This window comes from Actinomadura kijaniata NBRC 14229, assembly GCF_001552175.1.
Classification (GTDB): domain Bacteria; phylum Actinomycetota; class Actinomycetes; order Streptosporangiales; family Streptosporangiaceae; genus Spirillospora; species Spirillospora kijaniata.
The window spans coordinates 35,883-54,970 of record NZ_BCQR01000069.1; the positions used below are offsets into that span (position 1 = coordinate 35,883).

Consider the following 19,088-nt stretch of genomic DNA (forward strand, 5'->3'; position numbering starts at 1 on the left):
ACCCCCCACGCTGCCGGGCCGCCGACATAAGATCGATTACGCGGGAGGTCATGAACGCCACCCGCCCGGACGACGCCGGACGGTGATGTCGCTTTTCCGCTAGTGAGTGCTGGTGAGCATCAGTGATGCTGGAGCCATGCATGAGGACGTGGAGCGGTGCGTCCGGGCCGTCCGGTCGAAGGACGCCCGGTTCGACGGGTGGTTCTTCACCGGGGTCGTGACGACCGGGATCTACTGCCGCCCGAGCTGTCCGGTGGTGCCGCCCAAACCCGAGAACATGCGCTTCTACCCGAGCGCCGCCGCCGCCCAGCAGGCCGGGTTCCGGGCGTGCAAGCGCTGCCGCCCCGACACCAGCCCCGGTTCGCCGGAGTGGAACCACCGCGCCGACGTCGTCGCCCGCGCCATGCGGCTCATCGCCGACGGCGTCGTGGACCGGGAGGGCGTTCCCGGCCTGGCCAGGCGCCTCGGCTACAGCACCCGCCAGATCGAACGCCAGCTCCGCGCCGAACTCGGCGCGGGCCCCCTCGCCCTGGCCCGCGCGCAGCGCGCCCAGACCGCGCGCCTGCTGATCGAGACGACGGCGCTGCCGATGGGCGACGTGGCGTTCGCGGCCGGGTTCGCGAGCATCCGCGCGTTCAACGACACCGTCCGCGAGGTCTTCGCGCTCACCCCGACCCAGCTCCGGGACCGCGTCGCCAGGGGGCACCCGGCCGCGACGTCGGGCTCGCTGTCGCTGCGGCTGCCGTTCCGCGAGCCGCTCTGCCCCGACAACCTGTTCGGCCACCTCGCGGCGACCGCCGTGCCCGGCGTGGAGGAGTGGCGCGACGGCGCGTTCCGCCGCACGCTGCGGCTGCCGAACGGCCACGGCATCGCCGCGCTGCGCCCGCGCCCCGACCATGTGGCCTGCACGCTCACCCTCACCGACCTCCGCGACCTCACGATCGCGATCAGCCGGTGCCGGTGGATGCTGGACCTGGACGCCGACCCGGTCGCCGTGGACGACCTGCTGCGCGCCGACCCGGCCCTGGCCCCGCTGGTCGACAAGGCCCCCGGACGGCGCGTGCCCAAGACCGCCGACGCCGAGGAGTTCGCCGTCCGGGCCGTGCTGGGCCAGCAGGTGTCGACGGCCGCCGCCCGCACCCACGCGGCCCGCCTCGTCACCGCCCACGGCGACCCGGTCGACGACCCGGCGGGCGGCCTGACGCACCTGTTCCCGACGCCCGAGGCCCTGGCCGGCCTCGATCCGGACGCGCTCGCCATGCCCCGGACCCGCCGCACGACGCTCACCACCCTGATCGGCGCGCTGGCGTCCGGGGCCGTCGACCTCGGCGTCGGCGCCGACTGGGACCGGGCCCGCGCCGGGCTCGCCGAACTCCCCGGCGTCGGCCCGTGGACGATCGAGACGATCGCCATGCGCGCCCTGGGCGACCCCGACGCGTTCCTGCCCACCGACCTCGGCGTCAAGGTCGCCGCGCGGGCGCTCGACCTGCCCGCCACCCCCGCCGCGCTGACCCGCCGCGCCGCCGCCTGGCGGCCCTGGCGCGCCTACGCCGTCCAGTACCTCTGGGCCACCGGCGACCACGCCATCAACCACCTGCCCGCCGCCTGAAAGGCCCCCGATGCCCCTGCACACCGTCATCGACAGTCCCTGCGGTCCGCTGACCCTCGTCGCCAGAGACGGACGGCTGTCGGCGCTCTACATGGAAGACCAGCGCCACCGCCCGGCCGACGCGACGTTCGGGGAGTACGCCGACCCGGCGACCGAGCCGTTCCCGGCGGTCGCCGAGCAGCTCGCCGCCTACTTCACGGGGGAGCTCACCGAGTTCGACCTGCCGCTGGACCCGCGCGGCACCCCGTTCCAGCGCCGCGTCTGGGACGTCCTGCGGACCATCCCCTACGGCGAGACCGTCACCTACGGCCAGATCGCCGAGGAGCTGGGCAACCCCAACGCCTCCCGCGCCGTCGGCCTCGCCAACGGCCGCAACCCCATCGGCGTGATCATCCCCTGCCACCGCGTCATCGGCTCCACCGGGGGCCTCACCGGTTACGGCGGCGGCCTGGAGCGCAAGCGTTTCCTGCTCGACCTCGAACTCCGCCACCGGTTCGAACTCCGCCCCCAGTTCGCCTGACCCGGGTGTTCGCCTGACCCGGGTGTTCGCCTGACCCGGGTGTTCGCCTGACCCGGGTGTTCGCCTGACCCGGGTGTTCGCCTGACCCGGGTGTTCGCCTGACCCGGGTGACCGCCGCCGGCCCCCGCCCGGCGGCGGTCACCTCCGCGCCCGGTGGAACCCGAACGCCGCCAGCCCGAACAGCACCCCGCCCGCCATGAACCACGGCTCGTACAGGAACGTCACGAACCGCTCGTTCTCGGTGAGGTCGGCCGTCGTCCTCGTCCCGGCCGCCAGCGCCGCCCAGTCCGGCACCGTCGGCAGCGCGTGCACGGCCATCAGCGCCGCCGCGCCCCACGCGCCCAGCGCCCGGAGCCGCGCCGGGACCCACCGCCCCCACGCGTTGACCAGCGACAGCGCCAGTGCCGTCGCCCCCAGCGACACCGGAACGGCGATGATGTCGATGACCAGCAGGGCCGTGTTGGAGAACAGGTCCATCCCCGCGGGCAGCCCCCACCGCCCGCCGAGCACCCAGTAGACGTGGACGGCCGCGAACAGCAGCCCCCACGCGGCGGCCGCGTAGGCCGCCCATCCCCGCACTCCCCGCCCGGTCCCGTCGTGGAGGCGGGCCGTTCCAGTCGCGTTCATGAGTCAAGGTTCGCCCCCGGCACCCCCGCCGGCCTTCCCCCTCACGGGCTTTTCACCTCCCCCGGACGGGGGAGAACCCGAACGTCAGGTTCTGTCAGACCCGGCCCGTAATGTGCTCCTCGTGGCCGCCCCGCCCGCGCGGGGCCGTCGCCCGCCGAGCATGGAGATGGGGGCAGTTCATGGAGTTCCGCGTCGAACGTCACGCGTTGGCCGACGCCGTCGCCTGGGCGGCGCGCACCCTTCCGTCGCGTCCGGCCCTGCCCGTCCTGGCGGGCATGCTCGTCGAGGTGACCGCCGAGGGGACCCTGACCCTGGCCGGGTTCGACTACGAGGTGTCCACCAAGGTCCGCACCGAGGCCGACGTCGCCGAGCCCGGCCGCGTGCTGGTCCCCGGCCGCCTCCTGTCGGAGATCGTCCGGAACCTGCCCGCCGAGCCCGTCGACGTCGCCCTCAAGGGCAGCGAGGTCGTCGTGCGCTGCGGCAGCGCCGAGTTCGGCCTCCAGGTGATGCCGGTCGAGGACTACCCGACCCTGCCCGACGTCCCCGACCGCGCCGGAACGGTCTCCGGTGACGTGTTCGCCGAGGCCGTCGGCCAGGTCACCCCCGCCGCCGGACGCGACGACACCCTCCCGATGCTGACCGGCGTGCGCGTCGACTTCGACGGCGGCGTCCTGCGGATGGCCTGCACCGACCGCTACCGCATCGCCGCCCGCGAGCTGCCCTGGAGCCCCGACCAGGAGGGCTTCACCGCCGGGGTCGTCGTCCCCGCCCGCACCCTCGCCGACGTCGCCAAGGCGATCCGCCCCGGCGACGAGGTGTCGCTGTCGCTGACCGGCATCACCGACTCGCTGATCGGCATCTCCATGGGCGGCCGGAGCATGACGACCCGCCTGCTGGACGACCAGTTCATCAACTACCGCTCCCGCCTCACCGGCGACTGGACCTCCACCGCGAAGGTCCAGACCGCCCCGTTCGTCGAGGCGATCAAGCGCGTGGCCCTGGTCACCGAGCGCAGCACCCCGGTGCGGCTGGCGTTCGGCGGCGGCCAGGTGCAGATCCGCGCCGCCGCCGGGGACGCCGCCCGCGCCAACGAGACCATGCCCGCCGAGCTGTCCGGCCCGGAGATCGACATCGCGTTCAGCCCGCAGTACCTGCTGGACGGCCTGAACGGCGTCCACTCCCGGTACGCCCGGCTGGAGTGCACGGGCCCCACCAAGGCGGCCCTGCTGACCGGCATCCCCGACCCCGAGAACGAGGACGAGGCCCTCGACGAGAACGGCGACACCGGCTTCCGCTACCTGGCCATGCCCGTCCGCCTGAGCGGCTGAGCCCGAACGGCTGAGCCCGGACGGCCCGCGGCGGGTCAGCTCTCGCGGATCTGGACGGGGATGGTCCGGGCGTCGTCGGGCGCGCCCGCGCGGGTCACCTGGCGGGTGCCCACCAGCCAGGCGCCGGGCCCGGAGGCCGCCGACGCCAGCCACACCGCCGCCGTGCCGAACGGCTGCGGGGCCGACATCGTCTCCCAGCGGCGGCCGTCGAAGCGGGCCAGCTCGCCCCGGCCGCCCGCGACCCAGACCTCCTCGGGGGACAGCGCGGTGACCGTGTTGGCGGCGGCCACCGGGGCCTTGACGCGCCGCCACCGGCGGCCGTCCCAGCGCAGCACGTGGTCGCGGCCCACCGCCCACGCCTCGCCCGAGGGGCACACCGCGACGTCGGTCAGCGGGAACCGCGTCGCCGGGCTCGCCGCGCGCCGCCACTCAGCCCCGTCGTACCGCAGGATCAGCCCGCTGCGGTCGTCGGCCCCGACCGCCCACACCTCGTCCGGGCCGTGCGCGGCGACCGCCAGCAGCTTCCCCTTGGCGATCTTCGGCAGCGGCGCCGGGCGCCAGCCGCCGTCCGCCCAGCGCAGCGCGACCGGACCGGCCGGCGTCCCCCACGGGAAGCCGTGCCCGACCGCCCACGCCTCGTCCGCCCCGACCGCCGCGACGTCCGTCAGCACGTAGCCGCTGTCGAGGCCGGGCCCGCCCCAGGACTCCCACGCCGTCCACGCGCGCCCGTCCCAGTGCCGGATGATCGGCACCTCGGTCCCGGCGACCCGGTCGTAGCCGCCGCCGACCGCCACCGCGCGCGGACCGGCCGGCTCCGCCCCCGGCACCACCCGCAACGCGGGCCGCCGTGTCCGCTCCGCGCCGCCGTTGAACCGGTCGTCCCGGCCGTCCGTGGGGGAGGGCAGAACCCGCAGACCGGGAGGAGGACCGGCAGGGGAGGTCGTGTCGGCGGACGGTGTTCCGGCGCCGGTGGGGTCCGAAGGCGTCGCCCCGGCGCCAGGCCGGGACGCGTCCGGCGCGGGCCGCGCGTCGCCGGGGAACAGCGCCACGCCCTGCAACCCCGCCCCCACCAGCGCCGGATCCTCGGGGGGACCGGGCGGCAGGGTCCACGCCGAGCCGTCCCACCGCGCGGCGAGGGGCTGCTGGCCGACGTTGCCCACCACCCAGATCTCACCGGACGCCGCGACCGCGACCCCGGTCAGCAGGTGCGGGGACTCCACGACGGCGGCGGGGACCGCGTGCCACGCCGTGTCCGGGGACAGCGACATCACCGCGCCGGTGACCGCGGTCCGGCCCTGGCTGCGTGGTGCTCCGTTCACCGTTTCCGACCCCTCAGCTCGGCGACGAGTCTTGTCGGGGGATCATCGACGGTGACGGTGGGTCCTGACAAGCGTTCGCACGTCCGATCAGCGCATCGTTCAGAGTGGCTCCCCCCATAGTGGCCCGGCGAGCCCGGAATGCGTAGCTCAACGGTCCAGAACGGCCATGACGAACCGGAGTTCGCGATCGGTGTCGTTGCGGTAGGAGTGCGGCCGGTCCCCGGCGAACACCGCCGCCGTGCCCGGTCCGAGCCGGTCGCTGCGGCCGTCCACGCGCAGCGTGAGCTCTCCGGACTCCACATAGATGATCTCCTGGGTGCCGGGCTGGTGGGCGTCGCTCGCGCGCTCCTCGCCCGGCAGCAGGTCCCAGCGCCACATCTCCAGCGCCGGACGCGGATCCCCGCCCGCCAGCAGCGTTCCGGTCCCGCCGCGCTCGCCCCGCCACAGCACCACCTGCCGGTCCGGCGGGAAGACCCGCACCGCGGGCTGCTCCTCGACCTGCACCAGCCGGGTCAACGGCACGCGCAGGGCGTCGGCGATGCGGATCAGGGTGCCGAGGTTGGGGTTGCCCCGGCCCTGCTCCAGGCCGACCAGGACGCCCTTGCTCACCCCGGCGCGCCCGGCCAGCTCGTCCAGGCTCCAGCCGTGCTCGGCGCGCAGCGCGCGCACGGTGTGGGCGACGGCCTCGCCGACGGCTTCCTGATCGTTCACGTCATCCTCCCGACGGCAAGGGTAAGCCAGTCACCATCGGTCGTTAAGATGCTATATACAGTTCACTTAAATGACCGTCGCCGGAGGAGAACCCCAAGATGCTCGACCAGATCACCGTGACCGGGGCCGTGCGTGAGCTGCGCCCGGATTTCGCGGTGCTCGTCATCACCGCCGAGGGCCTGCCGAACGGCCCCAGCGACACCCGTTCCACCGACTGGCTCACCGCCGCCGCCGAGCGCGCCGACCCCGCCGACCCGCACATCGCGGCCTGGCACGAGGCGTACCGGGCGTTCGGCGCCAAGCCCAAGCGCACCCGCCCCTCCGTGGACGCCCTGCTGCGCCGCGCCGACTCCCTGCCCGCCATCAACCGGGTCGTGGACGCCTACAACGCCGTCAGCGTCGAGCACGCCCTCCCGGTCGGCGGCGAGGACCTCGACGCCTACGCCGGGCCCGCCCGCCTGGTGCGCGCGGCGGGCGACGAGCCGTTCGACATCACGGCCGGCGGCGAGCCCGCCGTCGAGCACCCCGACCCCGGTGAGGTCGTCTGGCGCGACGACAGGGGCGTCACCTGCCGTCGCTGGAACTGGCGGCAGTGCGTGCGCACCCGCATCACCGAGACCACCAAGAACCACCTGTTCCTGCTGGAACGCCTGGAGCCCTACCCCCTCGACCGCCTGCGCGCCGCCGGCGACGACCTGACCGGTCGCCTGCGCGCCCTCTCCCCGGACGTCCGGATCAGGTCCCGCCTGATCGGCGGCCCCGAATGGTGATCACCCTGGCGCTCGCGGCCGCGATGACCTACGGCGTCGCCGACTTCCTCGGCGGCGCGGCGGCCCGGCACGCGTCGGCCCTGAAGGCGCTGGTGTGGGCCGTTCCGGCGGGCATGGCGCTGATCCTGGCCAGCGCGCTGGCGGTCGGCGGCACGCCCGCCGCCCCCGCCCTGGCCTGGGGGGCCGGCGCGGGCCTGGCGGGCGGCGCCGGGCTGATCACGTTCTACCGGGCGCTGGCGCAGGGCCCGATGAGCGTCGTCGCGCCGGTGTCGGCGCTGGCGGCGTCCCTGCTGCCGATCGCGGTCGGCGTGGCGCGCGGCGAGCGCCTGGAACCCGGCGTCCTGGCCGGAGTCCTCCTCTGCCTGGTCGCGATCGTCCTGGTCAGCATGGAGAAGAGCGAGGAGGCCGACGTCCCCGCCGGGCGCGGCCCGCTCGCCAACGGCCCCCTCATGGCCGGGGTCTCCGGCGTGCTGTTCGGGATCTTCTTCATCCTGCTCAAGCAGGCCGGGGACGGCGCGGGCCTGTGGCCCCTGGTCGGCGCCCGGCTGGGCAACCTCGCCGCCGTCGCCGCGGCCCTGCTCGCCCTGGCCCTGCTGCGCCCCGGCACGGCCGGCCCCCGCCTGCGGGGCCGCCTCCCGATCGGCCTGGCCCTGCTGTCGGGCGCCCTGGACGCGACCGCGAACATCCTGTACTTCCTGGCCGTCAACGCCGGGATGCTCAGCCTCGCCGCCGTCCTGACCTCGCTCTACCCGGCGATCACGGTCCTGCTGGCCCGTATCGCCTACAGCGAGCGGCTGCGCACCGTCCAGCGCCTCGGCCTGGTCATCGCCGCCGCGGGGGTGACCCTCGTGACCGTCGGCTGAGCCCGTCGCCCGGCGTCACGGGACCCGGGCGACACCGCACCACATGGAGACGTCCTCGACGCTGGGGCGGCGGCGCCGCGCGCCGTCCGGCCGCCAGTCGAGGACCGAGGTGATCCCCGGCTCCAGCAGCTCCAGGCCCTCGAAGAAGCGCGCGAACTCCGCGCGCGAGCGGAGCCGGAACGGTACGCCGCTGCGTTCGTTGGCCTCGACGTTGGCGGCGTACCGCTCGGGGGTGAGATGGTCGCGGGCCGCGTGGGTGATCACCAGGTGGCTGCCGGGGGCGAGCCGCTCGCGCAGCCGCGCGACGATCTCGTACGGCCCCTCCTCGTCGGTGATGAAGTGCAGGATCGCCACCAGCAGCAGGGTGACCGGCCGGTCCAGGTCCAGGGTGCGCAGCAGGGCGGGATCGCTCATGATCTTGTCGGGGTCGCGCAGGTCGGCGTCGATGTAGGCGAGCGAGTCCGGCCGGACGCCGGTCAGCAGCGCGCGGGCGTGCACCAGCACGACCGGGTCGTTGTCGACGTAGACGACCCGCGCCTCCGGCGCGATCTCCTGCACGATCTCGTGCACGTTGCCCGCCGAGGGCAGGCCGGTGCCGATGTCGAGGAACTGCCGCATGCCGGCGTCCCGGGCCAGGTACGTCACCGCCCGCTGCATGAAGCGGCGGTTCTCGATCGCCGACAGGTGCACGGTCGGGAAGGCCTCGGCGACCGTCGCGGCCGAGGCCCGGTCGGCCGCGAAGTTGTCCTTTCCGCCGAGCCAGTAGTTGTACCGGCGTGCTGGATGCGCCTGCGACGGGTCGATCCCGCGCGGAACCGGCTCAGTGTCCACGGAAACCTCGCAACCAATAGATCTTCGCCATTCTGCACCCCGGACGGTCCGGCCGCCTCCCCGACCGTCCAGAACGGACCATGGCGTATCACCGCGAAGCACGACATGATCGCCGTGGTGCGGCAACCGACGATCCGGAGAGGCCTCCATGGACCTGCATTACAGCCCCTTCGACCCCGGCATCCAGTGCGACCCCTACCCGGTCTACGCGCGGCTGCTGGAGGAGGCGCCGGTCTACCACAACCCCGACGACGACTTCTGGGCGCTGTCGCGGCACGCCGACGTGGTCGCCGCGCTGCGCGACTCCGACCGGTTCTCCAACGTCAACGGGCTCCGCCTCGAACCGGCCTTCTGGGGCCCGGACGCCGAGCGCTTCTTCTCCTTCGTCGCCATGGACCCGCCCAAGCACACCCGGATGCGCGGGCTGGTGTCGCGCGCCTTCACCCAGCACCGCGTCCAGGGCCTGGAGCCGCGGCTGCGCGAGATCGCCCGCGCCCACCTGCGGCCGCTGCTGGAGGGGGACGCGTTCGACATGATGCACTTCGCCGGCGCCTTCCCCACGGACGTGATCTCCGAGCTGGTCGGGGTCCCCGAGGCCGACCGCGCCCGGGTCCGCGAGCTCGGCAAGGCCGTCATGTACCGCCCCGACGACGACGCCGACCCCGCCGACCTGCCGCCGGAGGCGCTGCAGGCCATCGGCGCGCTGGTCGGCTACTACACCGAGCTGACGATCGAGCGGGCCCGCGAGCGCCGCGACGACCTGCTGTCGGGCCTGCTGGACGCCGCCGAGGGCGACGACCGGCTCACCCCCGAGGAGATCGTCGGGGTGCTGATCCTGCTGGTCGGCGCGGGCATCGAGACCACGATGCTGCTGCTGGGCAACGCCTGGTACGCCGCGTGGCGGCACCCGGAGGAGCGGGCCAGGGCGTTCGGCGGGCGCATCGACGACTGGGTGGCCGAGACGCTGCGGCACAGCCCGCCGACCCAGACCATCGCCCGCACCGCCACCCGCGACGTCGCGCTGCACGACACCGTCGTCCCCGCCGGGGCCCGCGTCGTGCTGCTGGCGGCGGCGGCCAACCGCGACCCGCGCGTGTTCCCCGACCCCGAGCGCTTCGACCTGGACCGCGACACCGGCGCGGCGATCACCTTCGGCAGCGGCCGCCACCACTGCCTGGGCGCGAACCTGGGACGGCTGGAGGCGCGCGTCGCGCTCCAGGAGCTCACCTCCGTGGTGGCCGACTACGAGATCGACGAGTCCGGAGCCCAGCGCATCCGCTCCTCCAACAACCACGGCTTCGCGACCCTCCCCACCAGGATCACGGGCCGCCGCTGACCCGCCGCCCGCGGGGGACGGGCCCCGGCCACCGGCGGGGCCCGTACACCACGCCGCGAACATCCAGAAAAAGCCTTCTGGGTCGGAATTAGTGCCCTGGTGCCTAAACGTCGCAATGGACGCGCTTATACGCTGCCTGCCTTGTTCACCATGAGTGTGCGCCCCGCTGCACACTGAAGAGGAGTTCGATGATGTCGAACATCAGGGTCGGCGTGATCGCGGCGGCGTCGGCGACCGCGCTGGCGACGCTCACCGTCCCGGCGTCGGCCCAGGCGCCCGCCCCGGCGTCCGCGTCCGTCCAGGCGCCCCAGGTGAGCGCCAAGAAGGTCCACCGCGGCCACGGCAAGTGCATCAACTGGTCGTGGGGCGACGGGAACGTCAGCACCACGATCTACTTCAACAACCACTGCAAGCAGGCCAGGTGGCTCAAGGTCTGGCGCACCGGTCAGTACTGGCCCAAGTGCATCAAGGTCAACGGCAGGACCAAGGGCCGCAAGAAGATCTGGGACTCCAAGCCCACCAAGATCCGCGAGCTCTCCAAGTGCGTCCAGCAGCGCGGCTGACACCACCCCGGACGGTCCGAGAAACCCGCGGCCGGTGAGAGGGGAGCCGCCCTGCGCAGAAGGGCACCCGCGGTGGACGCTGGCCCCTTGGCGCTAATCCGGACGGACCAAATTGGCACCAAGGGCACATGACGTCACCTGTCCGAAATCGGCACCCTCGACAGGGAAGACAGGTGCCGACGAAAGGAAGACGGGGATGTCGAAGGTGATCCGCAGGGCGGCCGTACTCGGCATGGGGGCCGCGCTCGCGCTGCCCCTCGCGGGGACCGCGCAGGCCGCGCCGGTGGCGCGTCCCGCCGCCACGGGCGAGGCGAAGGTGCAGGCCAAGGCCTGCTACGTCTCCTTCTACGACAAGAAGAACTTCGGCGGCCGCGGAGTGTGCATGCCGGTGGGCGACTACATCAACCTGCGCTTCCACAAGTGGCCGGGCACCAACATCTCGATGGACAACAAGTACAGCTCCGCCAAGATCGACAAGGTGTGCAGGGTGCAGCTCTTCCGCGACTTCAAGTACAAGGGCAAGTCCTCCACCTGGAAGCGCATCGGCGGCGTTCCGGGGAACCTGCGCAAGGTCCCCGACCTGGGCAAGGTGGACGTCGGGGACAACAAGGTCACCTCGATGAAGATCTTCTGCGCCGCCGACGTCTGAGCCGACCCCGGCGGAACGGCGGAGGGGCGCCGCGGGACATCCTCGAAAAGATCCGTCACCGCCCCGACACGAGCGGCGACCTACCGGTGCGTGGCGCCGAGGTGCCGTATCCCGGCAGGTCGGGGCGGACGACGCGGAACCGCTCGGTCGGCGCGGGAGCGACATGGCGCCAGGTGAGATGGGTCTGTGGGAGATCTCCGGAACCATTCCGCCACGCTGCCACGAGCCTCCGCCACTTCACCGGGCGTGGGTTTGGGGTCCCGCCTGGGTCCTCAGGCCCTGGGGAGGGACAGCGGTGATCTCTAGGTTTGGTTCGTTCCACACCAAGCTGGGAGATACGGAATGCGCGGTCCCCGGGCGGCCCGGGTCCTTCTGGGCGTGGTGGCCTTCCTCACCCTCATGGCGGCCGTTGAGGTGTGGCGTCTGGACGGGGGCGCGGCCGGTTTCGGCGCGGCCCTCGTGCTCGCCGTACCGGCCGCCGCCGCCCTGCTGGCCGCCCGGTCGCTCGCCGCGCCCCGGGCCCGCACCTGGTGGCTGGTCGTGGCGCTCCAGGCGGGATACGTCCTCTGGCAGCTCGCACGGGTGGCCGACGGCGACCCCTGGGGGCTGGTCGGCCTGGCCCTCCCGCTGGCGATCATCGTCCTGGCCGTCGGACGCCTGCGGCCCGCCGCCCGCCCGGCACCCGATCGGGGCGAGGGCGCGGTCGGGTACGCCGCGCTGCTCCTGCTCGTCGCGGCGGTCGTGGCCGCGCTGCTGAGCACAGGACTGCCGGGGCAGGTCTCCGACCACATGCGGGCGGCGGTGTGCCGGGTCACCGTCGATGAGGACTGCGGCGACGAACGCCCGGCGCCCGCCCGGCCGCTCGCGGAACCGGCCGAAGCCAGGCCCGCACCCGACGACGGCAACTGCGTCGACTGGCTCGACTGGGCCTGCGGCCTCACCGACGGCGTCCGCCGGGGCGTCGTGAGCGCCGTGACGGACGTCAAGGACGGCGTCGTCTTCGCCGTCTGCCTGGTGCCGGTGTGCGACAGCTCCGGCGACAACTGGAAGGGCCTTGAGCAGCTCGTCACCAATCCCGCCGACAGCGGCAAGGCGATGTGGGACGACGCGACCCAGCCGATCCGCGACGACTGGAACAACGGCCACAAGATGCGCGCCGTCGGCTTCGCCGTGCCGTCCGTCCTCGGCAGGATCTTCGGCTCGAAGGGTCTCGGCACTCTCGGCAAGCTGCCGAACAAACCCAAGGTCCCCGAGTTCGACCGCACGTCGTTCGCCGCCTTCACCGACAACATCACCCGCCGCGTCCACCAGGGCGACGACGCCACCCTGCGCGGCGACATCCCCGCCGCCGAAGAGCACCTGCGCGCAGCGGAGAAGGACCTTGAGACGGCGCGCGAAGCCGCCAAGAAGGGCGACCTGCAAGAGGAGTCGCACCGCGTCGAGCTCGCCGAGTGGTTCGTACACCGCCTCAAGTCGGACATCTTGCTGCGCAAGGCCCTTCTCGACACCCCGGGCGGCAAGGAGGCCACGGACCTCCTCATCAAGCACAGGATCAGCTTGGAGGCGACCCACCTGCGCGACAACGCGGTGACCTACCAGGGCCCGTACAACGGCCTCAATCACCCTTACCTCCGGATCGACAACCACCACGGCCACCAGGGCCCCCTCACCGAGGCCCGCGCCCGGCAGCTCGCCCCCGAGATCGTCCGTGTCCTCAAGGACCTGGACGAACGCCGGAAACTTCCCGGTCAGGACTAGGAGGTGTTTCAGGGCCCTGGCCCACGGCGCTCGCCCCGGGGGCTCGCGCCTCACCAGGGCTTGGCGAGCGCGGCATCGCTTCGCGATCTGGCCTGCGAGCCCTCGGGCCCGTAGGCCATGTAACGCGCTCGCGTGCGTGGCCGGGATCCACTTCGAAACAGGCCCCAGCCGCCAGCCTCAGGTCACGGGGCGGTGGCAGCGGATCCACGCGGGCGTGACGAGGGTCCCGGCGAGCGCGAAGGCGACCGCGCCCCGTAGACCACCGCCGTCCCTGTCAGGGCCGCGGTCGGCAGCGAGCGGAGCAGCGCGATACCGCCGGTCCTCCAGCCCGCCGCCAGCGGCATCGCCGGCCGGGGCGTGGTCGGCGTGGGCAAACGACCGGCTCCGGGAGGCGGCCGGGTACACGTGGCACCGCGCGGTGCGCATTGTCGTCTCCACAGGCGTGATGACGCCTCTTGAGCTGTGATTCGAGGACCGTCTCACGTGTGGCCTCCTGGACGGGGCCGACGGTGCCCGCGCCGGACCGGCCACGCGCCGCGCTCGGGCACGCACCGCAGGCGGCCTCGCGCAAGGCGCGAGCAGCTCGGTCGCGCGGCTGTGGCGGAACTCGTGGATCGTCACGCTCTTGAGCCCGCGCCCGGCCGCCGGCCCGGCCACCTTCAGGTCAGGGCGATCCGCATCCCGTGCCGCGACGATGCCGCAATGATCATCAATGCGAAAGGGGCGCCGAGCCGCAGCTCAACGCCCCTTCGTGGTGGCGGTGGTGGTGGGATTCGAACCCACGGAAGCTTGCACTTCACACGCTTTCGAGGCGTGCGCCCTCGTCCACTAGGCGACACCACCGCGAAAGAGCCTACCGGACTCTGCGAGTGCTGAAGAACTCGATTAGCGGGGCGGCGCACTCGTCGGCCATGACCTCGGCGACGACCTCGGGCCGGTGGTTCAGGCGGCGGTCCCGGACGACGTCCCACAGCGACCCCACCGCGCCGCCCTTCAGGTCGACCGCGCCGTACACGATGCGGTCGATCCGCGCCTGCACGGCCGCGCCCGCGCACATCGTGCACGGCTCCAGCGTCACCACCAGCGTGCAGCCCGAGAGCCGCCACTCGCCCCGGACGGCGGCGGCGGCGCGCATCGCGACGATCTCGGCGTGGCCGGTGGGGTCGCCGGTGCGCTCCCGGTCGTTGTGACCGGAGCCGATGACCGTCCCGGCCTCGTCCAGCACCACCGCGCCGACCGGGACGTCCCCGGCCTCGCCCGCCGCCCGCGCCTCGGCCAGCGCCGCGCGCATCGCGTCGTGGTACACCAGTGTGAGATCGGTCACCGTGTCAGTCACGCAGCCGGTCGAACTCCTCGCCGAAGCCCGCGATCTCGGCGAGCAGCAGCAGCGCGTCGCCGGGCAGCGCCTTGTCGGCCAGGTCCGTCATCTGCGGCGCGGGCACGCCCAGGTCCTCCAGGAGCCCGGGATCCCCGGCCGCGTCCCCGTCCGGCACGTCCCCCACCAGCTGGTGGAACAACCCGCCCAGTCCGTCGTCGCGCACCGTGGACACGAACGCCCTCGGCTCGTCCTCGCCGTCCAGCCGCACCACGGCGAACCAGTCGTCGTCCTGCTCGATCAGCAGCACCACGGGGTCGCCGTAGGACTCGACGGCCGCCTCGCGCATCAGATCGGCCACATCGTCGACGTGCTCGGCCTCGGCGAGCACGGCCTCGGCGCCGACCCACCCCTGCGGAGTCCGCGCGAAGACGGCGGCGAAGTAGGACACCCGCTCATTGTTACTCACCAGACAGGCCCGGTCACACCCTCGGGAGGGTCCCAATCGGGGCCGCCCCCGGTCAGACGACGGCGTCCAGCGCGCGTTCGAACGCGGGCGCGAACCCGATCCGGGAGGCGACGCTCAGCAGCATCTCGTCCGGGTACAGCTCCAGGTCCCCGGAGATCGCGCCGAGCTCCATCTCGTCCAGCCCCAGGTCCGAGAAGATCGACATGTCGCCGACCGGCAGCACCTGGTCCAGCTCCTCGTCCTCGGGGATCGGGATGTCGAGGTACTCCAGCACCTGCTGGGCCAGCGGCCAGTCCACCGAGGCGGTGACGTCGGACAGGAAGACCATCTCCTCGTCGCCCAGCAGCCGGATCGCCACGAAGAAGTCGTCGCCGACCGACACCAGGCCGATGGTGCCGCCCAGGCTCGGCTGCTGACGCAACGCATGGATCAACCCGGCCAGATCCTCGGTCAGCGCGACCGGAAGGACCTCCGCCTCCCAGCGGTCGTCTTCCCGGTACACCACGACGGCGAAATCCGTCGCGTCCATATCCGTCATTTCCACCCCACCGGCGCCGTTCCTGCCCTGGGCATGGTCGCAGATACGGCGCGTGTTCGCGTACCTCACCGCCGAAATGCACGCGCACTTCACGGCGGCGGCCCGGCCCGCCGCGGGCCCGGGACTCCTCGCGCGGAATCTACTGGATCCCCCTCACAGGCTCCGGAAGGTCCGGCGGCGCAGGGCGGCGTGGATGCGGGCCCGGCGCGAACGGTGCGGGGTGACGCGTTCCCGCAGTTCGCGGGCTTCGGCGAGTTCCCGCAGGAAGGCCGCGCGGCGGCGCAGCCGCTCGCGGATCTGCTCCGGCGTGAGCTCGGTCACCGCGTCGTCGTCCCGGCCGTCGTCCCGGCCGTCGTTCCGCCGTCCGGAGGCGGGCGGGTCAGGGGCGCTCTCCTGCACCCGTACGGCCCGGTGCCGCGTCTTGCCATGATCTCCGTTCATAACGGGATGGTGCCCAGCTCAACGCCCCCCAATCGGAACGTCCCGCGCCCCTCCCCGGGGGACGACCCGAGGCGCCCGCGAAGGTACGGTGAGGCCATGCAGACCCTCGCCGTCGACCACCCGCTCGTCGCGCACAAGCTGACCACCCTGCGGGACGTGAACACCGACTCGCCCACGTTCCGCCGGCTGGCCGACGAACTGGTCACCCTCCTGGCCTACGAGGCCACCCGCGACGTCCGGGTGACCGACGTCACCGTGCGGACCCCGCTGACCGACGCCGAGGGCGTGCAGCTGACCAGCCCCAAGCCGCTGGTCGTGCCGATCCTGCGGGCCGGGCTGGGCATGCTCGACGGCATGACCCGGCTGCTGCCGACCGCCGAGGTCGGCTTCCTCGGGATGATCCGCAACGAGGACTCGCTCCAGGCGCAGACCTACGCCACCCGCCTGCCGGACGACCTGTCGGGCCGCCAGTGCTACGTGCTGGACCCGATGCTGGCGACCGGCGGCACCCTCGCCGCCGCGACCAAGCTGCTGCTGGAGCGCGGCGCGACCGACGTCACCGCCGTGGTGCTGCTGGCCGCGCCGGAGGGCCTCAAGCACCTGGAGCAGGAGCTGACGGGCGCGCCGGTCCGCGTGGTCACCGCCGCGATCGACTCCCACCTCAACGAGCAGGGCTTCATCATGCCGGGCCTCGGCGACGCCGGGGACCGCCTGTACGGCGTGGTCTGACCCGCGGCCCGGCCGCACGCGACCGATCTTGGGGGGTTCGGCCCGACGTCACCGTGGGTAGGACACCGCTACGGAACGTCAGATCGTTCCCCTCCGTCACCCCGGCACAGGGGACGGTTCAGGACCGGGGCGACGCGAGCGAGTCCGAGGATGCGTGATGGCACACCCAGGGGACGGCGCAGCGCCGCGTGACGAAGCAGAAGCGGGTTACCGGGCGGTCGGTGAACGCCTCACCGCGGAGTTCTCGGGAGTGCACCCGCCGGAGACGGTCGCCCGTTGTGTCGCCGCCGCGCGGCACGGCGCGCAGGAGGTCGCCGGCGGGGCGCCCGCCGATCTGGTCGAGAAGATCGCCCGACGCCATCTGCAGGTGCTGGCGATGGTGGCCGCCGAGAAACGCCGCCGCGCGCCCCGCACCACGTTGGGCAACACTCCCTAGGAACGCGCGGCGGCCGTTCCTTTGCCGGGCGTTGGGCCTGTGGGAAACTGGCCTGGGGTCTGTGGCTCAACGCGCTCCGGGAGGCTGTCGTGCCCGCCAAGAAGTACCTCACGTGGGCCGCTGTGGCCTTTGTGGCCTTCTACGTGTTCAACCAACCAGAGGGTGCGGCACGGTCGGTGCAGACCGCCGCCGACGGGCTGGCGTCCGCCGCCGACTCCCTGACCACCTTCGTCACCTCCCTCGGCTGAGGCGTCATGCGGCTGGTCACTCCCGGCGACTCCGCGCCGGCCTCGGTCAACAAGTACCTCCTCCCGCACGAGACCCAGGTGATCACGGTGCGGCGGCACCCGGCCGTGCTCATGGTGCCGGTCGGCCTGGTGCTCGGCGGGCTCATCGTCGCGGGGGTGCTGTCCAACACCCTGGCCGGCGACGCGGGCGCGGTGATCAGCTGGATCTGGTGGGGCTGGCTGGCGGTGCTCGCCTGGTTCGTGTGGCGGGTCGCCGAATGGTCGGTGGACTACTTCGTCATCACCAACCAGCGCATGCTGCTGACCACGGGACTGCTCACCCGCAACGTCGCGATGATGCCGCTGGCGAAGGTCACCGACATGAGCTTCAAGCGCTCGATCGCCGGTCGGATGCTCGGCTACGGCGAGTTCGTGCTGGAGTCCGCCGGTCAGGACCAGGCGTTGTCCACGGTGGACTACCTGCCCTACCCCGAGCAGCTGTACCTTGAGGTCTGCGAGATGATCTTCCCGAACAAGAACCCCAGCGACGACTAGCGGCCGTGGCGGCCACCCCCCGTTCGGGGGTACCGCCCGAACTATTTTCGGTACCCGCCCGGATCCCCCGGCGAGCAGGGCTTTCGCCGACAAAAAGAGGATCTTGTCGGTTAACGCTTCGTTGCTCTCGATGTGTGTCAACCGTCGATGTGCAATTATGTCGGCACCCCAGCCGCCTGAATACTTCCGCTAAGTGAGTCCACATGCCGGGTCCAGGCAACGTCGGCGAACGTGTCCGCAACCTGCGCCTGACCAGACGCTTGTCGCAGGCACAACTCGCCGGCCACGACCTTTCAGACAGTTACATCTCGTTGATCGAGTCCGGGAAGCGCACGCCCACGCCGACCGTGCTGCGGATGCTGGCCGAGCGACTCGGCTGCACACCCGAGTACCTCGCCGAGGGTGTCGAACCGGAACAGCGCGCCCATCTGGAGGTGCGCGAGCGACATGCCCACCTGGCGCTGCTGGGCGGGGACGCGGCGGCCGCCGAGCGCGGCTTCGCGGAGGTGATCGCCCGGAGCGACGACGCCGAGCTGACCGCCCGCGCCCGCTGGGGCCGGGCCCGCGCCCTGGCGGAGACCGACCGCCTGGAGGAGGCCATCGCCCTCTTCGAGGACCTGCGCGAGCAGGCCGAGCGCGATCCGGGCCGGGCCAGCCGCCTGCCTTTCGTGATCGCGCTGGCGCGCTGCTACCACGCGGTCGGCGACCTGGGCCAGGCCGTCTCCCTCGGCGAACGCGCCCTGGACCGCCTGCGCGCCCTCGACCTCACCGTCGGTGAGGAGTACAGCGAGGCCGGACGGGTCCTCCTCCTCACCTACGTGGACCGCTCCGATCCGGCCCGCGCGCACGCCCTGGCCCGCGAGCTGCTGGCCGCCCGGGAGGCCGAGGGGGACGTCCCGCTCAGCGTTGCCTACCAGCGCGCCAGCCTCCGGGCGTTGGAGGAGGGCGCGATCGGCGACTCGCTGTACTTCGCCGACCAGGCCCTGACCGTCCGGTCCGCCGGGACGCCCGAACACGTGCGCGCCCGCCTGCACCTGGCCGCCGCCAAGGCGCTGCTGCGCGGCGTCCCGGCGCTGTCGGCGACGTCGGACGCCGCGCAGGAGGCCCTCGACCTGCTGGACGGGACCGACGGCCTGGGCGAGGCCGAGGCCGCCGAGGCCACCATCGAGCGGTCCCGCGCGCTGGTCCTGCTCGGCCGCGCCGACGAGGCGATCGCGCCGCTGGAGGACTTCCTGCAGACCGGCCTGGCACTGGCCGCCCCGGAGTCGGAGGACGGGCTCCGGGTCGCGCCGCTGCCGGACGAGGATCTCGCCGGACGCCTCCAGAAGACCGCACAGGCGCGGTTGGTGCTGGCCCGGGCCCGGCTGGCGCGGAACGACCGCACGGCCGCCCTCGTCGTCCTGCGCGCCGCGCGGGGACGGCTGGCCGACCTCCCGCCGGGCCGCCCGGCCGCCCACATCCTGCGGGAGCTGGGCGAACTGCTGGAACAGGCGG

General features: G+C 73.1%; 22 protein-coding genes and 1 tRNA gene. 14 read left to right on the forward strand and 9 right to left on the reverse strand.

Features of this window, described 5'->3' with window-relative positions:
* Window positions 1-136 precede the first annotated feature (136 nt).
* Both AKI01S_RS22210 and AKI01S_RS22215 read left to right on the forward strand, forming a co-directional pair.
* Window positions 137-1,609, forward strand: coding sequence for an AlkA N-terminal domain-containing protein (locus AKI01S_RS22210; protein WP_067821151.1), 1,473 nt, complete (start codon window positions 137-139; stop codon window positions 1,607-1,609).
* A 10-nt stretch (window positions 1,610-1,619) separates the two neighbouring features.
* Window positions 1,620-2,129 carry a methylated-DNA--[protein]-cysteine S-methyltransferase gene (locus AKI01S_RS22215; protein ID WP_067821154.1) on the forward strand — a complete coding sequence of 170 codons (510 nt, stop codon included), beginning with the start codon at window positions 1,620-1,622 and terminating at the stop codon, window positions 2,127-2,129.
* A gap of 138 nt (window positions 2,130-2,267) precedes the next feature.
* Here the strand turns inward: AKI01S_RS22215 and AKI01S_RS22220 are convergent, their stop codons facing one another.
* Window positions 2,268-2,756: a DUF3995 domain-containing protein gene (locus AKI01S_RS22220; protein ID WP_067821157.1), complete on the reverse strand. Its 489-nt coding sequence runs from the start codon at window positions 2,754-2,756 to the stop codon at window positions 2,268-2,270.
* 179 nt (window positions 2,757-2,935) lie between these two features.
* On the opposite strand from AKI01S_RS22220, the gene dnaN reads away from it, so the two are divergent.
* Entirely contained in the window at window positions 2,936-4,084 is a 1,149-nt protein-coding gene (dnaN, locus tag AKI01S_RS22225) for a DNA polymerase III subunit beta (RefSeq protein WP_067821159.1), read from the forward strand.
* A gap of 35 nt (window positions 4,085-4,119) precedes the next feature.
* Here the strand turns inward: dnaN and AKI01S_RS22230 are convergent, their stop codons facing one another.
* Window positions 4,120-5,403, reverse strand: a complete 1,284-nt coding sequence (locus AKI01S_RS22230) for a WD40/YVTN/BNR-like repeat-containing protein (RefSeq protein ID WP_067821162.1) — start codon at window positions 5,401-5,403, stop codon at window positions 4,120-4,122.
* 147 nt (window positions 5,404-5,550) lie between these two features.
* Window positions 5,551-6,114: a helix-turn-helix domain-containing protein gene (locus AKI01S_RS22235; RefSeq protein WP_067821165.1), complete on the reverse strand. Its 564-nt coding sequence runs from the start codon at window positions 6,112-6,114 to the stop codon at window positions 5,551-5,553.
* Between the two features lie 98 nt (window positions 6,115-6,212).
* Between AKI01S_RS22235 and AKI01S_RS22240 the strand changes: the two genes are divergently transcribed.
* A complete protein-coding gene (locus AKI01S_RS22240) occupies window positions 6,213-6,884 on the forward strand; it encodes a B3/B4 domain-containing protein (RefSeq protein WP_067821168.1) in 672 nt (223 codons plus the stop codon).
* Entirely contained in the window at window positions 6,878-7,747 is an 870-nt protein-coding gene (locus AKI01S_RS22245) for an EamA family transporter (protein WP_067821171.1), read from the forward strand. Before AKI01S_RS22240 ends, AKI01S_RS22245 begins: the two co-directional genes overlap by 7 nt.
* A 15-nt stretch (window positions 7,748-7,762) precedes the next feature.
* On the opposite strand, the gene AKI01S_RS22250 is transcribed toward AKI01S_RS22245, so the two are convergent.
* Window positions 7,763-8,578 (reverse strand): SAM-dependent methyltransferase, encoded by an 816-nt coding sequence (locus tag AKI01S_RS22250; protein ID WP_067821174.1) that lies wholly within the window; start codon window positions 8,576-8,578, stop codon window positions 7,763-7,765.
* Between the two features lie 148 nt (window positions 8,579-8,726).
* Between AKI01S_RS22250 and AKI01S_RS22255 the strand changes: the two genes are divergently transcribed.
* The 4 genes from AKI01S_RS22255 (at window position 8,727) to AKI01S_RS22270 (ending at window position 12,884) form a co-directional block, all read left to right on the forward strand.
* Window positions 8,727-9,914, forward strand: a complete 1,188-nt coding sequence (locus tag AKI01S_RS22255) for a cytochrome P450 (protein WP_067821177.1) — start codon at window positions 8,727-8,729, stop codon at window positions 9,912-9,914.
* Window positions 9,915-10,105: 191 nt separating this feature from the next.
* On the forward strand, window positions 10,106-10,477 hold the full coding sequence (locus AKI01S_RS22260; RefSeq protein WP_157420010.1) for a hypothetical protein: 372 nt from the start codon (window positions 10,106-10,108) through the stop codon (window positions 10,475-10,477).
* A 196-nt stretch (window positions 10,478-10,673) separates the two neighbouring features.
* Window positions 10,674-11,126 carry a beta/gamma crystallin domain-containing protein gene (locus AKI01S_RS22265; RefSeq protein ID WP_067821183.1) on the forward strand — a complete coding sequence of 151 codons (453 nt, stop codon included), beginning with the start codon at window positions 10,674-10,676 and terminating at the stop codon, window positions 11,124-11,126.
* 342 nt (window positions 11,127-11,468) lie between these two features.
* Window positions 11,469-12,884 carry a hypothetical protein gene (locus AKI01S_RS22270; protein WP_067821186.1) on the forward strand — a complete coding sequence of 472 codons (1,416 nt, stop codon included), beginning with the start codon at window positions 11,469-11,471 and terminating at the stop codon, window positions 12,882-12,884.
* A 755-nt stretch (window positions 12,885-13,639) separates the two neighbouring features.
* Here AKI01S_RS22270 and AKI01S_RS22280 read toward each other — a convergent pair.
* The 5 genes from AKI01S_RS22280 to AKI01S_RS22300 all read right to left on the reverse strand — a co-directional run bounded on the left by AKI01S_RS22280 (window position 13,640) and on the right by AKI01S_RS22300 (window position 15,647).
* A tRNA-Ser gene (locus tag AKI01S_RS22280) sits at window positions 13,640-13,727 on the reverse strand.
* Between the two features lie 10 nt (window positions 13,728-13,737).
* A complete protein-coding gene (gene tadA, locus AKI01S_RS22285; protein ID WP_067821218.1) occupies window positions 13,738-14,175 on the reverse strand; it encodes a tRNA adenosine(34) deaminase TadA in 438 nt (145 codons plus the stop codon).
* A gap of 37 nt (window positions 14,176-14,212) precedes the next feature.
* Window positions 14,213-14,668, reverse strand: a complete 456-nt coding sequence (locus AKI01S_RS22290) for a tRNA adenosine deaminase-associated protein (protein WP_245681729.1) — start codon at window positions 14,666-14,668, stop codon at window positions 14,213-14,215.
* A 52-nt stretch (window positions 14,669-14,720) separates the two neighbouring features.
* Complete coding sequence (locus tag AKI01S_RS22295) at window positions 14,721-15,206, reverse strand: tRNA adenosine deaminase-associated protein (protein WP_067821197.1); 486 nt, start codon at window positions 15,204-15,206, stop codon at window positions 14,721-14,723.
* 153 nt (window positions 15,207-15,359) lie between these two features.
* Window positions 15,360-15,647, reverse strand: a complete 288-nt coding sequence (locus AKI01S_RS22300) for a hypothetical protein (protein WP_084000051.1) — start codon at window positions 15,645-15,647, stop codon at window positions 15,360-15,362.
* A 96-nt stretch (window positions 15,648-15,743) separates the two neighbouring features.
* On the opposite strand from AKI01S_RS22300, the gene upp reads away from it, so the two are divergent.
* From upp to AKI01S_RS22320, 5 genes are all read left to right on the forward strand, one after another.
* Window positions 15,744-16,376, forward strand: a complete 633-nt coding sequence (gene upp, locus AKI01S_RS22305; protein ID WP_067821203.1) for a uracil phosphoribosyltransferase — start codon at window positions 15,744-15,746, stop codon at window positions 16,374-16,376.
* 157 nt (window positions 16,377-16,533) lie between these two features.
* Window positions 16,534-16,812, forward strand: coding sequence for a three-helix bundle dimerization domain-containing protein (locus tag AKI01S_RS22310; RefSeq protein WP_067821206.1), 279 nt, complete (start codon window positions 16,534-16,536; stop codon window positions 16,810-16,812).
* 89 nt (window positions 16,813-16,901) lie between these two features.
* On the forward strand, window positions 16,902-17,060 hold the full coding sequence (locus tag AKI01S_RS50775) for a hypothetical protein (protein ID WP_174567406.1): 159 nt from the start codon (window positions 16,902-16,904) through the stop codon (window positions 17,058-17,060).
* Window positions 17,061-17,066: 6 nt separating this feature from the next.
* Entirely contained in the window at window positions 17,067-17,594 is a 528-nt protein-coding gene (locus AKI01S_RS22315) for a PH domain-containing protein (RefSeq protein WP_067821209.1), read from the forward strand.
* A gap of 203 nt (window positions 17,595-17,797) precedes the next feature.
* A partial coding sequence (locus AKI01S_RS22320; protein WP_067821221.1) for a helix-turn-helix domain-containing protein occupies window positions 17,798-19,088 on the forward strand: 1,291 nt, incomplete at its 3' end.